Raw genomic sequence first — 16,167 nt, 5'->3', positions numbered from 1 at the left:
ACCTCGCCCGCCCGAGCGGCGGGACGGCCCCGCCTTGCCCGAAGGAGCACCCGATGGCCAACAATCTGGGACTGACCGTGAAGCCCGTCTCGACCACGTCCCCCGAGGAGGAGGCGCGCGTCGCCGCCTGGATCGACACGGTCGAGTACAAGGAGAAGAACTTCGCGCGGCAGGCGCTGGTGATCAACCCGGTCCACGCCTGCCAGCCGCTCGGCGCGGAGCTGGCCGCGCACGGCTTCGAGGGCACCCTGCCCTTCGTGCACGGCTCGCAGGGCTGCGCCTCGTACTACCGCTCCACCCTCACCCGTCACTTCCGCGAGCCCGCCGCGGCGGTCTGCTCGTCCATGACCGAGGACGGCGCCGTGTTCGGCGGGCAGAACAACCTGCACGAGGGGCTCGAGAACGCGATCGCCCTGTACCACCCCAAGATGATCGCGGTCTTCACCTCGTGCATGCCGGAGATCATCGGCGACGACCTCACCGCCTATCTGAAGAACGCCCGCAGCAAGGGGATCATCCCGAAGGCGCTCCCGGTCCCCTTCGCGAACACGCCGAGCTTCTCGGGCACGCACGTCACGGGCTACGACGCGATGCTGCTCGCGATCCTGCAGGCCCTCACCGAGGGCAAGCGGGTCGAGGACCGCTGCACCGGGAAGCTCAACTTCCTCACCGGCTTCGACACCAACACCGGCAACTACCGCGAGTACAAGCGCATCCTGGAGGCGTTCGGCGCGCCGTACACGCTCCTCGCCGACATCTCCGAGACGTTCGACTCGCCGCTCGACGGCACCTACCGGCTCTACCCGGGCGGCACGCCGCTCGCCGAGGCCGCCGACGCCATCAACGGGAAGGCGACGCTCACCGTCGGGCCCTACTCCACCGCGAAGACCTTCGCGTGGGTGAAGGACACCTTCGCCGGCGCGCACGCGGCGATCCCGCTGCCGATGGGCGTCCAGCGGACGGACGCGTTCCTGATGAAGGTCGCCGAGCTCACCGGGAAGCCCATCCCGGAGAGCCTCAAGGCCGAGCGCGGCCGCGCCGTGGACGCGATGACCGACGCCCACCAGTACCTGCACGGCAAGAAGTTCGCCGTGTACGGCGACCCCGACCTCCTCCTCGGCTACGTCGCGTTCCTGCTCGAGATGGGGGCGACCCCGTGGCACGTCCTCTCGAGCAAGGGCTCCAAGAAGCTCGAGAAGGAGCTGCACGCGCTCCTCGACTCCTCGCCGTACGGGAAGGGCGCCCAGGTCCACATGGGCCGGGACCTCTGGCACCTGCGCTCGCTGCTGATGACGGACCCCGTGGACGCGGTGATCGGCGACACGCACGGCAAGTTCGCCGCCCACGACGCGAAGGTGCCGCTCTTCCGCTACGGCTTCCCGATCTACGACCGGGTGGGCCGGCACCGCATCCCGCTCGTCGGCTACGCGGGCGTCGTCAACATGGTCACGGAGCTCGCGAACGCGTTCATCGACCTGCGCGACGCGACCGACGACGACCGCCACTTCGAGATGATGCGCTAGCGCGGAGGACGCGATGCCCCGGCCCGACTGGTACGACGCGCCCGAGTGCGAGACCCAGGAGAAGGGCGCGCCGAAGTTCTGCAAGCGGTCGGAGCCGGGCGAGGGCACCGAGCGGAGCTGCGCGTTCGACGGCGCGCGCGTCGTGCTCATGCCCATCACCGACGCGATCCACCTCGTGCACGGCCCCATCGCCTGCGCCGGGAACAGCTGGGACAACCGGGGCGCGCGCTCCTCCGGCTCCGAGCTGTACCGGCGCGGCTTCACCACCGAGCTCCTGCACAACGACGTGGTCTTCGGCGGCGAGGCCAAGCTCGAGCGCGCCATCGTGGACCTCGCCGGCCGCTACGCCGGCGAGGCGAAGGCCGTCTTCGTCTACGCGACCTGCGTCTCGGCGATGACCGGCGACGACCTGGAGGCGACCTGCCGCCGCGCCGCGGCGCGGGTGCCGATCCCGGTCATCCCGGTGAACGCGCCGGGCTTCGTGGGCGACAAGAACATCGGGAACCGGCTCGCCGGCGAGCTCCTCCTCGAGCACGTCATCGGCACCGCCGAGCCGGCCACCACCACGCCCTACGACGTGAACCTCATCGGCGAGTACAACATCGCCGGCGACCTCTGGGGGATGCGGCCGCTGTTCGCGCGCGCCGGCATCCGGATCCTCTCCTGCATCTCCGGCGACGCCCGGTTCGAGGACCTGCGGTACGCGCACCGCGCCCGGCTGAACGTCATCATCTGCTCGAAGAGCCTCACCAACCTCGCGCGGAAGATGAAGAAGCGCTTCGGGATCCCGTGGCTCGAGGAGTCGTTCTACGGGATGACCGACACCGCGCGGGCGCTCCGCGACATGGCGCGGGAGCTGGACCTCGCGCACGGCGGGCCCGGCGACCGCACCGTGCGGGATCGCGTCGAGGCGCTCCTCGCCGAGGAGGAGGCCCGCTGCACCGCGCGCATCGCGCCGTACCGGGCGCGCCTGGAGGGCAAGCGCGCGGTCCTCTTCACCGGCGGCGTCAAGACCTGGTCGATGGTCCACGCGCTCCGCGAGCTCGGCGTCGAGGTGCTCGCGGCGGGGACGCAGAACTCCACGCTCGAGGACTTCCACCGGATGAAGGGGCTCCTCCACCGCGACGCGCGGATCATCGAGGACACCTCCACCGCCGGGCTCCTCGGGATCATGCGGGAGAAGCGCCCGGACCTGATGGTGGCGGGCGGGAAGACCAAGTTCCTGGCCCTGAAGACCCTCACCCCGTTCCTCGACATCAACCACGGCCGCGCCCACCCGTACGCCGGCTACGAGGGGATGGTCACCTTCGCGCGCCAGCTCGACCTCACCGTCAACAGCCCGATCTGGCCGGCGCTCCGGGCGCCGGCGCCCCAGGACCTTCCGGAGGCCGAGCGCGAGGCCGCCCGCGCTCGCGCCGCCGGGCACGCCGCGGCGCTCCTCGCGGAGGACCTCTCCGCCTCGCGCGTGAAGCCGCCCGCGAAGGCGGCGACGGTGAACCCGCAGAAGAACTCGCCCGCCCTCGGGGCGACCCTCGCCTACCTCGGCGTGGACGGGATGCTCGGCCTCCTCCACGGCGCCCAGGGCTGCTCGACCTTCATCCGCCTCCAGCTCTCGCGCCACTTCAAGGAGTCCATCGCCCTGAACTGCACGGCGATGAGCGAGGACGCGGCGATCTTCGGCGGCTGGGAGAACTTGAAGCGGGGGCTCGCCCGGGTGGTCGAGAAGTTCCGGCCGCGCGTGGTCGGGGTGATGACCTCCGGCCTCACCGAGACGATGGGCGACGACGTGCGGAGCGCGATCGCGCAGTTCCGCGCCGAGCACCCGGAGCACGCCGGCGTGCCCGTCGTCTGGGCCTCCACGGCCGACTACATGGGCTCGCTCGAGGAGGGGTACGCCGCCGCGGTCGAGGCGCTCGTCGGGACGCTCGCCGAGCGCGGCGACCCCATCCCCGGGCAGGTGAACCTCCTCCCCGGCGCGCACCTCACCCCCGCGGACGTCGAGGAGCTCGCGCTGCTCGTCCGGTCCTTCGGCCTCGAGCCGGTGGTCGCGCCGGACCTCTCCCGCGCGCTCGACGGCCACGTGGACGAGGAGGTCTCGCCGCTCTCCACCGGCGGCGTGTCGCTCGAGGAGCTCCGACGCGCGGGCCGGAGCGTCGCGACGCTCTACTTCGGCGACTCCCTCGCGCGGGCGGCGAGCCGGCTCGAGGCGCGCCTCGGGATCCCGTCGTACGGCTTCACGTCCGCGACCGGGCTCGCCGAGGTCGATCGGCTGGTGGCGGTCCTCTCCGCGATCTCGGGGCGCCCGGTCCCGGAGGCGCAGCGGCGGGCGCGGAGCCGGCTCGCGGACGCGATGCTGGACAGCCACTACCAGCTCGGCGGGAAGAAGGTCGCCGTCGCCCTCGAGAGCGATCTCCTCAAGACGCTGGTCCCGTTCCTCGCCGGGATGGGGTGCGAGGTCACCGCGGCGCTCGCCGCGACCCGCACCCGCGGCCTCGACGCGCTGCCGGCCGCGCGGGTGGACGTGGGCGACCTCGAGGATCTCGAGGACGCCGCGCGCGGGGTGGACCTCCTCGTCGCGAACTCCAACGCGCGCCAGGCGGCGGCGCGGCTCGGGGTGAAGGCCCACCTCCGCGCCGGCCTGCCGGTCTTCGACCGGCTCGGGGCGCACCAGCGGGTCTGGGCCGGGTACCGCGGGACGATGAACCTGGTGTTCGAGGTGGCGAACCTGTTCCAGGCGAGCGCGGGCGAGGCGCAGCGGCTCGCCCACAACTGACGGACGGAGGAGAGCGATGCGGGTCGCGTTCACGAGCAGCGACGGCGTGGTGGTGGACGAGCACTTCGGGCGGACGGCGAGCTTCTTCGTCTGGGAGGTCGGGCCGGAGTGGGCCGGCTTCGTCGAGAAGGTGGACGCCATCACGACCGCGGCCGACGAGGAGGACCGCACCGAGGCGAGGGCCTCGGCGATCGCCGGCTGCGCCATCGTCTACACGCTGGCGATCGGCGGCCCGGCCGCGGCGAAGCTCGTCGGCCGCCGGGTCCACCCGATGAAGACCGCCGCGCCCGCCCCCATCGCGGAGCTCGTGGCGAAGCTGCAGGGCGTGCTGCGCGGCACGCCGCCCCCCTGGCTCCGCAAGGCGATGGCGGCCCCCGCGCCGTCCGCTGCCGAGCGCTGATCCTTTCCCCCCAACCAAGAGGAGCGAAGCGGATGTCCTACGTCACCGGAATCACCCGCGGCAAGAAGGAGTGGACCCCGCGGTTCGTGAAGGCGATCGACCCCGAGCGGTGCATCGGCTGCGGCCGCTGCATCAAGATCTGCGCGCGAGAGGTGCTCGCCCCCGCGGAGGTGGACGAGGAGGAGTCCGCGAAGATGTTCGCGCGGGTCGCGAACGCGGACGACTGCATCGGCTGCGAGGCCTGCGGGCGGACCTGCAAGAAGGAGGCGTTCTCCTTCGAGCCGATGGCGGCCTGACGAGAGGAGGCCGACATGCGCGCGCTCCCGGTGCTCCCCGACTCGGCCCTCCCCGCCGCCCGCCCCGGGGCCGCGCAGCAGCCCCGGCCCGCCCGTCCGGCCCCGGCGGCCGCCGGGCTCGCCGCGACGCCCGCCGCGAACTGCACCTTCGCCCGGGGCTGCGGGGACGCGCCGCCGCCCGCGCTCCCCGCCGAGGTGGCCGCGCTGGTGCGGAACCACCCCTGCTACTCCGAGGACGCGCACCACCACTTCGCGCGCATGCACGTGGCGGTCGCCCCCGGGTGCAACCTCCAGTGCAACTACTGCAACCGGAAGTACGACTGCTCCAACGAGAGCCGCCCCGGCGTGGTCTCCGAGCGGCTCTCGGCGGAGGCCGCCGTCCGCAAGGTGCTCGCGGTCGCCGCGGAGGTCCCGGAGCTCTCGGTGGTCGGCATCGCCGGCCCGGGCGACGCGCTCGCGAACCCGGCGGCCACCTACGCGACGCTCGAGGGGATCCGCCGGGCCGCCCCCGACCTGACGCTGTGCCTCTCGACGAACGGCCTCGCGCTGCCCGCCCACGCGGATCGCCTGGCCGACCTCGGGGTGCGGCACGTGACGGTGACGGTGAACGCGATCGACCCCACCGTGGGCGCCGAGATCTACGCGTGGGCGCTCGACGGCGGGCGGCGGCTCCGGGGCCGCGACGCGGCGGCGCTCCTCTCCGAGCGGCAGCTCGAGGGGATCCGGCGGCTCGTCGCGCGGGGCGTCCTCGTCAAGGTGAACGCCGTGGTCATCCCCGGGCTGAACGACGCGCACCTCCCGGCGGTGGTCCGGGCGGTGCGCGGCGCCGGCGCCTTCCTGGTGAACCTGGTGCCGCTCATCTCCGCGCCCGAGCACGGCACCGCCTTCGGCCTCGCCGGCCGGCGCGGTCCGACGGCGGCGGAGCTCGAGCGCGTGCAGCGCGCCTGCGAGGTGGACGCGCGGCTCATGCGGCACTGCCGGCAGTGCCGGGCGGACGCGGTGGGCCGGCTCGCGGAGGATCGCTTCGCCGAGTTCACGCTCGCGCGGCTCCCGCCCGCGCCGGCGCGCGACGCGGCCGAGCTGCGCACGGCGCGGCGCGCGCTGGTGGAGCGGGCGCGCGCCATCGCCGCGCGGGAGCGCGACGCGGCCCTCTCGCGCGCCGCCGCCGTGCCCGCCGAGGTGACCGCCCGGGCCGCGGTGGCCACGCGGAGCGGCGGCCTCGTGGACGAGCACTTCGGGCACGCCCGGGAGTTCCTCGTGTACGACGTGTCGCGGTCGGGCGCGCGGCTCGTGGGGCGCCGCGCGGTGGAGCGGTACTGCGTCGGCGGCGAGGGGGAGGACGACGTGCTCGCGGGATCCCTCCGCGCGCTCGCCGACTGCCACGCGGTGCTCGTCGCGAAGGTGGGGCGCTGCCCGGAGGGCCAGCTCGCCGCCGCCGGCATCGAGCCGGTGCGGGATCAGGCGCACCGGCCCATCGAGGCCGCGCTCCTCGACTGGCTCGCCGACCGGATCGCCCGCGCCGCGCGGGGGGAGGCCGCGCCGGTCGCGCCCCGACCCGCGGCGGACGAGCCCGGGGCCGACGCGGCGGCGCGGGTGGCGTGAGGCCTGCTCACGCCGCCCCGCCGGCCCCCTTCGCCATCTCGTGCAGCCGCTGGGCGGAGACCTGGATCTTGAGCCCCCGCCCGCCGTTCTCGAGGAAGAGCCGCAGCCCGTACTCGTAGTGGCGCTTCAGCGCGTTCAGGACCGACTCGTAGATCGGCTCGAGCGCCTCCGGCGTCGGCGCCGCGACCTCGAAGTCCTCGAACCCGAACAGCGAGATGATGTAGCGCGTCTCCAGCTTCTTGAACCGGACGCGGAGCAGGATCGAGTCGCGCCCCTTCGGCACCTCCAGGGCGAGGCGCAGCCCGACGTGCCAGAAGCCGTCCTCGTCGAGGTGCATCGCGTCCTCGATCTTCTCGGTCGGCTCGCCCGGGGTCGCGCCGCCGAGCGGCTCGTAGGAGATCAGCTCCCGCGGCCAGCTCGCGTGGTCCACGAGGCCGCGCGAGAGCGTCGCCGCGAACAGCACGCACTCGGAGCGGTAGGCCGCGAACCGGCTCCGGGCGGTCTCGAGCGACTCGCAGAGGTCCTGGTAACGGCTGGTCATGGCGTCCCTCCGCCGCGCGGCAGGCGCCCGCCCGGCGTGGCGACGATACTCCGCCCGCAGCCCGGGCGGGCGGCCCCGGGCGCGCCGCCCCCCGCGAGGGAGCGCCGCCTCCGCGCCCCGCGCGCCCGCGCGGCCAGCGCCGGCGACCGGGCGATCGCCCGGGCCTTTGCAGAAAGTCCCGCAGGGCTATCATGCGCGCCATGTCGAACCTGCCATCGGAGTGGAGCGGCCGCCCGGTCTGGGCCGAGGTCAACCTGGACGCGGTCGCGGCGAACGCCCGCCTGCTCGTCGCCCGCGCGGCTCCCGCCCGGCTCTACGCGGTCGTGAAGGCCAACGCCTACGGCCACGGCGCGGTCGCGGTCGGGCGCACCGCCCTCGCCGCCGGCGCCCACGGGCTCGCGGTCGTCTGCGTGGACGAGGCCGAGGAGCTCCGGCGCGCGGGCGTCGAGGCCCCCATCCTCATCATCGGCTACACCCCGGCGAGCGACGCGGCGCGGGTCGCCGCGCTCGGCCTGCGCCCGGCGGTCGGCGCGATGGAGGTGGTCGAGGCGCTCTCGGTCGCCGCGCGCGCGCACGGCACGGAGGTCCCGATCCACCTCGAGATCGAGACCGGCCTGAACCGGCACGGCCTCGCGCCGGACGCCCTGGTGGCCCTCGCCGAGCGCGCGCGCCAGCTCCCCGGCATCCGCGTCGAGGGGCTCTTCACGCACTTCGCCGCCGCGGAGGAGGGGGATCAGCGCTTCACCCGTCGCCAGTTCGAGATCCTGCGCGACACCTCCCGCCGGGTCCCGTGGATCCCGGAGCGCCACTGCTCCGCGTCGGCGAGCGTGCTCCTCGACCACGAGATGGCGCTCGAGGCGGTGCGCGCCGGGCTCTCGCTGTACGGCTACCGGCCGGCGCCCTGGTGCGGCACCGACGCCGGCCTCGAGCCGGTGCTGTCGCTGCGGGCCCGCGTCGCGCGCGTCGCCGACGTGGAGCGCGGCGCGACCGTCGGCTACGGCCGGACCTGGGCGGCGGCGCGCCCGTCGCGCATCGCCCTCGTGATGTGCGGCTACGGCGACGGCTACCGGCGGAGCTTCGGGAACCGCGCCCACGTCATCTTGCACGGCCGCCGCGCGCCGGTGGTCGGCCGCGTCGCGATGGACATGTGCGTGGTGGACGTGACCGCGATCCCCGGGGTCGTGCCGGGCGACGTCGTGACGCTGCTCGGCCGGGACGGCGACGAGCGCGTGGACGCCGACGAGCTCGCCACGCTCGCGGACACGATCTCCTGGGAGATCCTGACCGGCATCAGCGCCCGCGTGCCGCGGCTCTACGTCCGCGGCGGCGCGGTCGAGGCGGTCTCCACGCTGAACGAGCGACTGCCGGCGAACCGCGCGAAGTAGCGGGCCCAGCTCGGAGTGGCGGACTCGGGCACGCGCCCGTGGGCCGTGCCCGTCACCGTCACCGGCCTGGCGTGACCCGTGAACCCGATCCCGTGGCGCGTGGCCCGGTCCCCGTCGTCCGACGCTCCGCCGGATCGCGGGCCAGGGGACACGGGAACCGGGAGCCGGGCACGGGCATCGGTGACGGGCACGGGCACGGGCACGGGGGTCGCAGGACTGAAGCCTGACGCCGCCCGAAGCCCGTCAGCCGTCAGACCGCCTCGAGCCACCCGAACTGGTCCGGCCGCTCGCCGCGCTGGATGCCGGCGACCTCCGCCTGGAGCCGCTCGCCGAGGGTCTGCTTCTTGGGCTCGGGGAGCTTCATCGTCACGCCGTCCCAGGCGACCTCGCCGATGGGCGCGACCACCGAGGCCGTCCCGGTGCCGAACAGCTCCTCGAGCTTGCCGGCGCGGTGCGCGGCGGCGAGCTCCTCGAGCGGGAGCCGCCGCTCCTCGACGGGGATGCCCCAGGAGCGGGCGAGCTGGATGACCGAGTCGCGCGTCACGCCGGGGAGGATGCTGCCCTCGAGGGCGGGCGTGACGAGCGTGCCGCCGAAGTAGGCGAACACGTTCATCGTCCCGATCTCCTCGAGGTCGCGGTGCACCGCGCCGTCGAGCCAGAGCACCTGGTCGAACCCGTTCTTCTTCGCCTCCTCGGCCGCGAGGAGGCTCGCGACGTAGTTCGCGGCCGCCTTCGACCCGCCGATGCCGCCCCGCGCCGCGCGGGCGCGCTCGCGCTCCACCCAGATGCGCAGCCGCCGCGCCGGGCCCGAGAAGTACGCGCCGACCGGCGAGAGGAAGACGAGGAGCGTGTACGACTTCGCCGGCCGGACGCCGAGGAACGGCTCGGTCGCGAAGATCACCGGGCGGACGTAGAGCGAGGTCCCCGGCCCGGCGGGCAGCCAGTCGGCGTCGGTGCGGAGCAGCGTCTTCACGCCCTCGAGCAGGATCTTCTCGTCCACGGGCGGGATGCAGAGCCGCGCGGCGCTCCGCGCGAAGCGGGCGGCGTGCTGGCCCGGCCGGAAGATCTTCATCCCGGAGGGCTGCTGGAACGCCTTCATCCCCTCGAAGATCGCCTGGCCGTAGTGCAGGACCGAGGCGGCCGGGTCGAGGGGAATGGGCCCGTACGGCTCGACGCGCGCGGAGTGCCAGCCCTTCCCCTCCTCGTAGTCCATGCGGAAGAGGTGGTCGGTGAAGAACTTGCCGAAGCCGAGCTCCGCCTCCGGGATGCGGCGCTTCGGGGTCCGGGTCTTCTCCACGGGGATGGTCATGTCTGCTCCTTCGGTCGCGTCCGGGGCCCGCGGCTCCGTGCTAGGGTGGCCGGCGGGGTCGGCTTCAGGTCAAGGGTGTTGTCCCATTACAGCGATCCGGAGCCGAAGCGTCAACATGATCGACCGGAAGACCGCAGACGCGCTCGACGACGCCCTCGCGCTCCTCTTCTACGGATTCCGCGGGGTCACCGCCGAGCCGGACCGCATGCTCGCCGAGCGCGGCCTGTCCCGGGTGCACCACCGGATCCTGTACTTCGTCCGCCGCAACCCGGGGCTCGGGCCCGGCGACCTCGTCCGGATCCTCCGCGTCTCGAAGCAGGCGCTCGCGCGCCCCCTCAAGGATCTGCTCGTCGGCGGCCTCGTCGCGGCGGCGCCGGTCCCGGAGAACCGCCGGCGCAAGGCGCTGCGGCTCACGCCCTCGGGCGCGCGCCTCGAGCGGCGCCTCTCCGGCTCGCAGCGGCGACGGTTCGCGAGCGTCTTCGGCGTCGCCGGCGGGGACGCGGCGGAGGGGTGGCGCAGCGTCATGGCGCTCCTCAGCGGGACGCGGCGAGGACCGCACGCCCCGGCCTCCGGCCGTCGCCAGGGGCGCTCCATCGCCGCGGCGCGGCGCGCACCCGGCCCCCGGCGCGCCGCGACGCCCGGCGCGCGCCGCCGCTGATCCCGCTCCCGGACGGCCCCGGGCGCTAGGCCCGCACCTCGCGGTCGGCGATCATGCGCACCGTCTCGGCGGCGCGCTCGTCGTCCTCCTCGTCCACGATGTCCGAGAGGCTGATCACGCCGACGAGGCGTCCGTCGTCGTCCACCACCATCATCCGCGACTTGTGGTGGACCGCCATGAGGTGCTCGGCGCGCTCGATGGGGTCGGTCTCGCGGCAGGTGATCGTCTCCCGCGTCATCACGTCGCCGGCGGTCGTCAGCGTCGAGCTCAGGTCCTCGCCGCAGACCCGCAGCGCGATGTCACGATCGGTGACGACCCCCACCGGCCGCCCGTCGGGCGTGCAGATCGGCACGAAGCCGATGTTCACCTCCAGCATCCGCCGGGCGATCTGCTGGATCGTGTCCTGCTCCCGGAAGGTCTCCACCTCGGTCTTCATGAGGTCCTGGCACAGCATGGCCACCTCCTCGCGCCGCGTGCGGTCGAGCGGGTGGCGCTTCCATGGCGCGCCGGCGCGGGGACGGCGAGGCCCGCGTGGGGCCGCGGGCGCACGCGAGGCGCCTCAGGCGTCCGGCGCGTCGGCGTCGCCGCGGAGGACCCGGAGCAGCGCGTCGACCGCCTCGGCCGCGCTGGTCGCTGGCGCGCTCGCTCCTCCTGACCCCTCGAGGGGGTCCCGCTGCACGCCCCAGTCGAACCAGAGCAGGTTCCCGTCGCGATCGACGAGCGCGAGGGCCCCCGCCGGCCGGGCCAGCCGCGGCGCGGGCTCGTGCGAGAACGGCGAGGCGGAGGGCGCCGGCAGGAGCGGCCGGGCCCCGAGCCGGTAGAGGAGCACCGCGCCGTCGGCCTGGACCGCATCGAGCACGCCCGCCACCGGCCGCCGGAGCCGCTCCGCGGGGCGCCCGGCCTCCCCGGACGTCCCGCCCTCCTCGACGCGCCCCTCGATCTCCGCGTAGAGACGCTCCACCTCGGCCAGCTCGCGGGGCGCCTTCCGCCCGACCTCGACCGTCCGTGTGGTCCGCCCGTCCGCCTCGAGACTCTCCCGGACCGCGTCGAGCGGATCCCTGTGGCGCTGCGGCTCCGGGCGGTCACCGGCGCGGACCAGCAGGACCCGGCGCAGGCCGCGGAACGGCGGCGGGCCCGACGGCGCGTCCACGAGGGGAGCCTCGGCGCAGCCGGCGAGCACCGCGACCAGCAGCAGGGCGGCGAGCGCCGCCGCGCGCAATGGGCCGGCTCGTCCCCCGGGGCTCCGGGCCTCCTCCTCGGATCGCACCGCGAGCGCCACGCGCATGCCCCCTCCTCCCGGTATATTCGAGCCCATGCCCGTCACCGTCGAGACCGGCTCGACCCTCACCTTCGATCGTTTCTGGCGCTGGCTGAAGCGCCACGCGAACTGCATCCTCCGCGCGGGGACCCCCGACAGCTTCTTCTACGATCACGAGGACCTGCACTGGCACCTCGACGAGGACGACGAGCGCGTCCCGACGGTGCAGCTCATGCGGGGCAAGCAGGTCCTCGCCGAGGTCGTGATCGACGTCCGGGACGTCCTGTTCGTGCAGCAGCTCCCCGACCCGGATGGCGAGGCCGGGCAGTTCCTGTTCGAGCTGGTGGGCGGCGGCGAGGAGCCGTACGCCGTCTACCACTTCGTCCTCGCGCACGCGCTCGACGACGAGGGCGGCCACCGGGCGCAGCTCAAGCAGTAGCCGCCGTCGCCCCACCGCCGGGCGGCGCGGGGCGACGGACGACCCGCGCGTGGCGGGCGATCCGGAGCTCCCGGATCGCCCACTCGCGATCGCAGCGCTACGTCTTCCCCGCGGGCCGCTCGGACGCCGCGGGCTGCGTCGCGCCGCCGCTCGACTCCGCCGCCGCCTTCTCGAGCGCCGGCTTGAGCCGCTCCATCAGCGCCGGCATCCGCTGCTGCATGATGACCATCATCTGACCGTTCACGTCCTCGGCGACCTCCGGCATGATCCGGATGCTCTTCTGCCCGATGGGCGTCCGGTAGAACGCGAGCAGCTCCTTCAGCTCCGCCGCGGTGTAGTGCTTCGCGAGCACGCCCGCCTGGAGATCGATGATCTCCTCGTAGGTGAAGAGCTTCGTGAACTCCTTCATGGACCGCTCGAGCAGCTCCGGGGACAGGGTGCCGCCCTGCTGCCGGACCGCCTGCGCCATGTACTGGCTGGTCTGCCGCGAGATCCCGTCCATCGTCCGGTTCCAGTTCTCCTCCGGGAGGACGAAGCGCGCGAGCTGGACCGCGAGGGGCGTGGGCTTGGCGGGCGTCGCGGCGCGGGCGGCGCCTGCGAGCAGGACGAGGAGCGCGGAGAGCAGGACGGCGGAAGCTCGCTTCATCGGGGAAGCTCCTGGGTTCGAGGAGAGACGGACCGTATCACGTCCTTCTGCCCGCCGCGTGCCGTCCCTTCCACCGATGGTGAATCACGATCCATCCCTCTTCTCGGCCTGTCGCGTGTCGCCCCCGTCGCCCCCGTCGCCCGTCGCCCGTCGCCCGTGGCCTGAGGCCTGAGGCCTGAGGCCCTGGAGCCCGACGCCTGCCCCGTCCGGGCGAGCACGTTGCGATCGAGCGCGCCGGCGGGTATCTTCGTCGACAGTGATCCTCGTGAACGCGACGCGTCGATTTCGCAGCCCCCCGCCCCGGACCGGGCGCTGGGTGGGCTCTCGCGCGCGCTGATCGCACCGAGGACCGCTCCGCACCAGCGAGAACGCCCGGGCCGTGACGGGGGGACGTAGGTCCTCTTCCCCCTCGCTTCGCCTCGTCACGTCTCCGGAGATCTCGCCTTGAACCACCCGATGATGGGCGCCGCCGCCCTCGCGCGCGCCCTCGCCGTCCGCGATCTCACCGACCCTGCCCAGGGCCCGCACGCCGTCCAGCGCGTCCTCGGCGCCGCCGCGAACGCGCTGATCGCCGCCTGGTCCTGCCCCGCCATCGTCGAGCGCGCGAGCCCGATCGTCTCCATCGCGGACAACTACGATCGCCTCGGCTATCCCCCGGACGGCGCCGCGCGCGACGCCCGCTACACGCGCTACGTCTCCGAGACGCACCTGCTCCGCACCCAGACCTCCGCGCTCGTGCCGCCGCTCCTGCGGCGGCTCGCGGCGGCGCCGCCGCGCGACGCCCTCCTCGTCTGCCCCGGCGTCGTCTACCGCCGCGACGCGATCGACCGGCTCCACGTCGGCGAGCCGCACCAGGTGGACCTCTGGCGCGTCCGCCGCGGAGCCCCGCTCGGCGTCCGGGAGCTCGCGGAGATGATCGCCACGGTGGCGCGCGCGATCGTCCCGGGCCTCACCGTGACGGTGGCCCAGTCCGCGCACCCGTACACGCGCGAGGGGCGGCAGATCGACGTCCGGATCCGGGGCGAGTGGATCGAGATCGGCGAGTGCGGCCTCGCCGCGCCGGAGGTGCTCCGCGACGCGGGGCTCCCGACGGACGCGAGCGGCCTCGCGATGGGGCTCGGCCTCGACCGGCTCGTCATGATCGCGAAGGGGCTCGACGACATCCGCCTCCTCCGCGCCGCCGACCCGCGCATCGCCGCCCAGATGCTCGACCTCGCGCCGTGGCGCCCCGTCTCCCGCCATCCGCCGGTCCGCCGGGATCTCTCCGTCGCCGTGGCGGCCGAGGCGACCGCCGAGGCGCTCGGGGACCGGGTCCGGGAGGCGCTCGGGGACCGCGCCGCGGACGTCGAGGCCGTCGAGCTCCTCTCGGAGACGCCGGCCGCGGCGCTCCCGCCCGCTGCCCGGGAGCGGCTCGGGATCTCCGCCGGGCAGAAGAACGTCCTGCTGCGGCTCGTCCTCCGCGCCCTCGACCGCAACCTCACCGCCCCCGAGGCGAACGCGCTCCGCGACGCGGTGTACGCGGCGATCCACCAGGGCTCGGCGCGCGAGCGGGCGTCCGGCGCACCGCCCCTGCCGCCGCCGGCCGGCGGCGACGCCCGCCCCCGTCGAGCCGCGCGCACCGAGCGACCGGCCCCCGCGCGAGGGTTCCACCATCCGTGATCCACCAGCTCCGCCGCCGGGCTATGATGAGACATGCGCCTTCCCGAGTACGACCGGCTCGACGCCCTCGCCCTCGCCGACCTCGTCCGCCGGGGCGAGGTCACCGCCGCCGAGCTGCTCGAGGCGGCGCTCGAGCGCGCCGACGCCCGGGACCCGCGCCTCAACGCGATCGTGGCCCGGCACGACGAGGAGGCGCGCGCCCGGGCCCGCGGGCCGCTGCCGCCGGGGCCGCTGTCCGGCGTCCCCTTCCTCCTGAAGGACCTGTTCACGCAGTGGCGCGGCCACCCCGTCACCGGCTCGACCCGGCTCCTGGAGGGCCTGGTCGCCCCGCACGACTCGGACGTGGTCTCGCGCCTGCTCCGGGCGGGCGTGGTCATCTTCGGCCAGACCAACACCCCCGAGCTCGGCATCATGGCGGTCACCGAGTCGGCGCTCCGGGGACCGGCCCGCAACCCGTGGAACCCGGAGTTCAGCCCGGGGGGCTCGTCCGGCGGGTCGGCCGCGGCGGTGGCGGCGCGGATCGTCCCCGCCGCCCACGGCAACGACGGCGGCGGATCCCTCCGGATCCCCGCCTCCGCCTGCGGCCTCTTCGCCCTGAAGGCGACGCGCGGCCGGGTGTCGCTGGGGCCCACGCTGGGCGAGTCCCTCTCCGGCCTCGTCGTCGAAGGGGTCCTCACCCGCTCCGTGCGCGACTCGGCGGCGCTCCTCGACGTGCTCGCCGGCGGCGCGCCCGGCGATCCCTACCTCGCGCCCCCGCCCGCGCGGCCGTTCCTGGCGGAGGTCGGCGCGGCGCCCGGGAAGCTCCGCGTCGCCTTCACGCGACGCTCCTCCGCCGCCCGCGAGCCGCCCCGGGTGGGGGGGGGGGGGGTGGAGCGGGCGGCGCGGGCCCTCGCCGCGCTCGGCCACGAGGTGACGGAGAGCGCGCCGGACATCCCGCGCGACGCGCTCGTGCACGCCTACCTCGTCGCCCTCGCGGCCGAGGTGGCGGCCGACGTCGCGCTCGCGCGCCGGTTCTCGGGCCGCAAGCGCCGCGCCGCCGATCTCGAGCCCGAGACCGCCACGCTCGAGGCGGCGGGGCGGGTGCTCTCGGCGGCGGACCTGGTGGAGGCCGAGCACGAGATGCACCAGGTCGGCCGCACCCTGGCGGCGTTCCTCGCCGATCACGACGTCCTCGTCTCCCCCACGACGGCCCAGCCCGCGCCCCGCATCGGCCAGCTCGGGGCGCGGCCGCTGGAGCGGCTCGCCCTGCGGGCCACGGCGCGGGTGCCGTCCCGCGCGGTGCTGGAGCGGCTCTTCGACGCCATCGGCTCCCGCTCGTTCGAGGCGACCGGCAACACCATGCTCTTCAACCAGACCGGCCAGCCCGCCATGAGCGTCCCGCTCCACGTGACCGCGGCCGGCCTCCCGCTCGGGGTCCAGATCGCGGCACGCTTCGGCGAGGAGGCGACCCTCCTCCGGCTCGCGGCACAGCTCGAGGCGGCACACCCCTGGGCCGACCGGCTGCCGCCGGGAATCGCAGCCTGATTTGGCGACCGCGCCCTCGCATCGAGCTGCGCATGCTGCCTGCGCGGGGCAGACTCGCTCCTCCCTGCGCTGCTCGACAGGCCTTCCACGCGGGCGCGGCGGCTGCTCGACGGGCCTTCCACGGCGTGGCCTTCATCACACCGTCCCGGCCCCG

Annotated in this window: 15 protein-coding genes; 10 read left to right on the top strand and 5 right to left on the bottom strand. The window is 74.8% G+C overall.

Translation table 11 applies throughout. The features are described from left to right. The first annotated feature begins 53 nt into the window (after window positions 1–53). Genes nifK through nifB form a run of 5 tightly spaced genes read left to right on the top strand, consistent with a single transcriptional unit; the run spans window position 54 to window position 6,594 of the window. A complete protein-coding gene (nifK, locus tag MNZ27_RS05250; protein ID WP_242392986.1) occupies window positions 54–1,523 on the top strand; it encodes a nitrogenase molybdenum-iron protein subunit beta in 1,470 nt (489 codons plus the stop codon). 13 nt (window positions 1,524–1,536) lie between these two features. Next, complete coding sequence (locus tag MNZ27_RS05245) at window positions 1,537–4,296, top strand: bifunctional nitrogenase iron-molybdenum cofactor biosynthesis protein NifEN (RefSeq protein WP_242392985.1); 2,760 nt, start codon at window positions 1,537–1,539, stop codon at window positions 4,294–4,296. 16 nt (window positions 4,297–4,312) lie between these two features. Then, entirely contained in the window at window positions 4,313–4,696 is a 384-nt protein-coding gene (nifX, locus tag MNZ27_RS05240; protein ID WP_242392984.1) for a nitrogen fixation protein NifX, read from the top strand. Between the two features lie 32 nt (window positions 4,697–4,728). Continuing rightward, window positions 4,729–4,992, top strand: coding sequence for a ferredoxin III, nif-specific (fdxB, locus tag MNZ27_RS05235; protein ID WP_242392983.1), 264 nt, complete (start codon window positions 4,729–4,731; stop codon window positions 4,990–4,992). 15 nt (window positions 4,993–5,007) lie between these two features. After that, window positions 5,008–6,594 carry a nitrogenase cofactor biosynthesis protein NifB gene (nifB, locus tag MNZ27_RS05230; protein ID WP_242392982.1) on the top strand — a complete coding sequence of 529 codons (1,587 nt, stop codon included), beginning with the start codon at window positions 5,008–5,010 and terminating at the stop codon, window positions 6,592–6,594. A 7-nt stretch (window positions 6,595–6,601) separates the two neighbouring features. On the opposite strand, the gene MNZ27_RS05225 is transcribed toward nifB, so the two are convergent. Then, window positions 6,602–7,135, bottom strand: a complete 534-nt coding sequence (locus tag MNZ27_RS05225; RefSeq protein WP_242392981.1) for a hypothetical protein — start codon at window positions 7,133–7,135, stop codon at window positions 6,602–6,604. Between the two features lie 200 nt (window positions 7,136–7,335). Here MNZ27_RS05225 and alr point away from each other — a divergent pair, with 200 nt between their 5' ends. Then, window positions 7,336–8,520, top strand: a complete 1,185-nt coding sequence (alr, locus tag MNZ27_RS05220) for an alanine racemase (RefSeq protein WP_242392980.1) — start codon at window positions 7,336–7,338, stop codon at window positions 8,518–8,520. Between the two features lie 250 nt (window positions 8,521–8,770). On the opposite strand, the gene MNZ27_RS05215 is transcribed toward alr, so the two are convergent. After that, window positions 8,771–9,829: a branched-chain amino acid aminotransferase gene (locus MNZ27_RS05215; protein ID WP_242392979.1), complete on the bottom strand. Its 1,059-nt coding sequence runs from the start codon at window positions 9,827–9,829 to the stop codon at window positions 8,771–8,773. 115 nt (window positions 9,830–9,944) lie between these two features. Here MNZ27_RS05215 and MNZ27_RS05210 point away from each other — a divergent pair, with 115 nt between their 5' ends. Next, window positions 9,945–10,487 carry a MarR family winged helix-turn-helix transcriptional regulator gene (locus tag MNZ27_RS05210; RefSeq protein WP_242392978.1) on the top strand — a complete coding sequence of 181 codons (543 nt, stop codon included), beginning with the start codon at window positions 9,945–9,947 and terminating at the stop codon, window positions 10,485–10,487. A 25-nt stretch (window positions 10,488–10,512) separates the two neighbouring features. On the opposite strand, the gene MNZ27_RS05205 is transcribed toward MNZ27_RS05210, so the two are convergent. Then, window positions 10,513–10,941 (bottom strand): CBS domain-containing protein, encoded by a 429-nt coding sequence (locus MNZ27_RS05205; RefSeq protein WP_242392977.1) that lies wholly within the window; start codon window positions 10,939–10,941, stop codon window positions 10,513–10,515. A 105-nt stretch (window positions 10,942–11,046) separates the two neighbouring features. Continuing rightward, a complete protein-coding gene (locus tag MNZ27_RS05200) occupies window positions 11,047–11,772 on the bottom strand; it encodes a hypothetical protein (protein ID WP_242392976.1) in 726 nt (241 codons plus the stop codon). Window positions 11,773–11,800: 28 nt separating this feature from the next. On the opposite strand from MNZ27_RS05200, the gene MNZ27_RS05195 reads away from it, so the two are divergent. Next, window positions 11,801–12,184, top strand: coding sequence for a hypothetical protein (locus MNZ27_RS05195; RefSeq protein ID WP_242392975.1), 384 nt, complete (start codon window positions 11,801–11,803; stop codon window positions 12,182–12,184). Between the two features lie 97 nt (window positions 12,185–12,281). Here MNZ27_RS05195 and MNZ27_RS05190 read toward each other — a convergent pair whose 3' ends face one another. After that, window positions 12,282–12,830 carry a DUF2059 domain-containing protein gene (locus MNZ27_RS05190; RefSeq protein ID WP_242392974.1) on the bottom strand — a complete coding sequence of 183 codons (549 nt, stop codon included), beginning with the start codon at window positions 12,828–12,830 and terminating at the stop codon, window positions 12,282–12,284. A gap of 444 nt (window positions 12,831–13,274) precedes the next feature. On the opposite strand from MNZ27_RS05190, the gene srmL reads away from it, so the two are divergent. Then, complete coding sequence (gene srmL / locus MNZ27_RS05185) at window positions 13,275–14,489, top strand: PheS-related mystery ligase SrmL (protein ID WP_242392973.1); 1,215 nt, start codon at window positions 13,275–13,277, stop codon at window positions 14,487–14,489. Between the two features lie 33 nt (window positions 14,490–14,522). Then, window positions 14,523–16,013 carry an amidase gene (locus MNZ27_RS05180; RefSeq protein ID WP_242392972.1) on the top strand — a complete coding sequence of 497 codons (1,491 nt, stop codon included), beginning with the start codon at window positions 14,523–14,525 and terminating at the stop codon, window positions 16,011–16,013. The last annotated feature ends 154 nt before the right edge of the window (window positions 16,014–16,167 follow it).

Origin of the sequence: Anaeromyxobacter oryzisoli (assembly GCF_022690765.1) — a bacterium.
In the GTDB taxonomy this organism is placed as follows: domain Bacteria; phylum Myxococcota; class Myxococcia; order Myxococcales; family Anaeromyxobacteraceae; genus Anaeromyxobacter; species Anaeromyxobacter oryzisoli.
This window is presented reverse-complemented; position numbering and strand designations above follow the sequence as displayed.

Excerpts from the sequence above, each read along its gene's own strand:
- nifK (WP_242392986.1), top strand. The coding sequence starts at position 54 with ATGGCCAACAATCTGGGACTGACCGTGAAGCCCGTCTCGACCACGTCC.
- MNZ27_RS05245 (WP_242392985.1), top strand. The coding sequence starts at position 1,537 with ATGCCCCGGCCCGACTGGTACGACGCGCCCGAGTGCGAGACCCAGGAG.
- nifX (WP_242392984.1), top strand. The coding sequence starts at position 4,313 with ATGCGGGTCGCGTTCACGAGCAGCGACGGCGTGGTGGTGGACGAGCAC.
- fdxB (WP_242392983.1), top strand. The coding sequence starts at position 4,729 with ATGTCCTACGTCACCGGAATCACCCGCGGCAAGAAGGAGTGGACCCCG.
- nifB (WP_242392982.1), top strand. The coding sequence starts at position 5,008 with ATGCGCGCGCTCCCGGTGCTCCCCGACTCGGCCCTCCCCGCCGCCCGC.
- MNZ27_RS05225 (WP_242392981.1), bottom strand. The coding sequence starts at position 7,135 with ATGACCAGCCGTTACCAGGACCTCTGCGAGTCGCTCGAGACCGCCCGG.
- alr (WP_242392980.1), top strand. The coding sequence starts at position 7,336 with ATGTCGAACCTGCCATCGGAGTGGAGCGGCCGCCCGGTCTGGGCCGAG.
- MNZ27_RS05215 (WP_242392979.1), bottom strand. The coding sequence starts at position 9,829 with ATGACCATCCCCGTGGAGAAGACCCGGACCCCGAAGCGCCGCATCCCG.
- MNZ27_RS05210 (WP_242392978.1), top strand. The coding sequence starts at position 9,945 with ATGATCGACCGGAAGACCGCAGACGCGCTCGACGACGCCCTCGCGCTC.
- MNZ27_RS05205 (WP_242392977.1), bottom strand. The coding sequence starts at position 10,941 with ATGCTGTGCCAGGACCTCATGAAGACCGAGGTGGAGACCTTCCGGGAG.
- MNZ27_RS05200 (WP_242392976.1), bottom strand. The coding sequence starts at position 11,772 with ATGCGCGTGGCGCTCGCGGTGCGATCCGAGGAGGAGGCCCGGAGCCCC.
- MNZ27_RS05195 (WP_242392975.1), top strand. The coding sequence starts at position 11,801 with ATGCCCGTCACCGTCGAGACCGGCTCGACCCTCACCTTCGATCGTTTC.
- MNZ27_RS05190 (WP_242392974.1), bottom strand. The coding sequence starts at position 12,830 with ATGAAGCGAGCTTCCGCCGTCCTGCTCTCCGCGCTCCTCGTCCTGCTC.
- MNZ27_RS05180 (WP_242392972.1), top strand. The coding sequence starts at position 14,523 with ATGCGCCTTCCCGAGTACGACCGGCTCGACGCCCTCGCCCTCGCCGAC.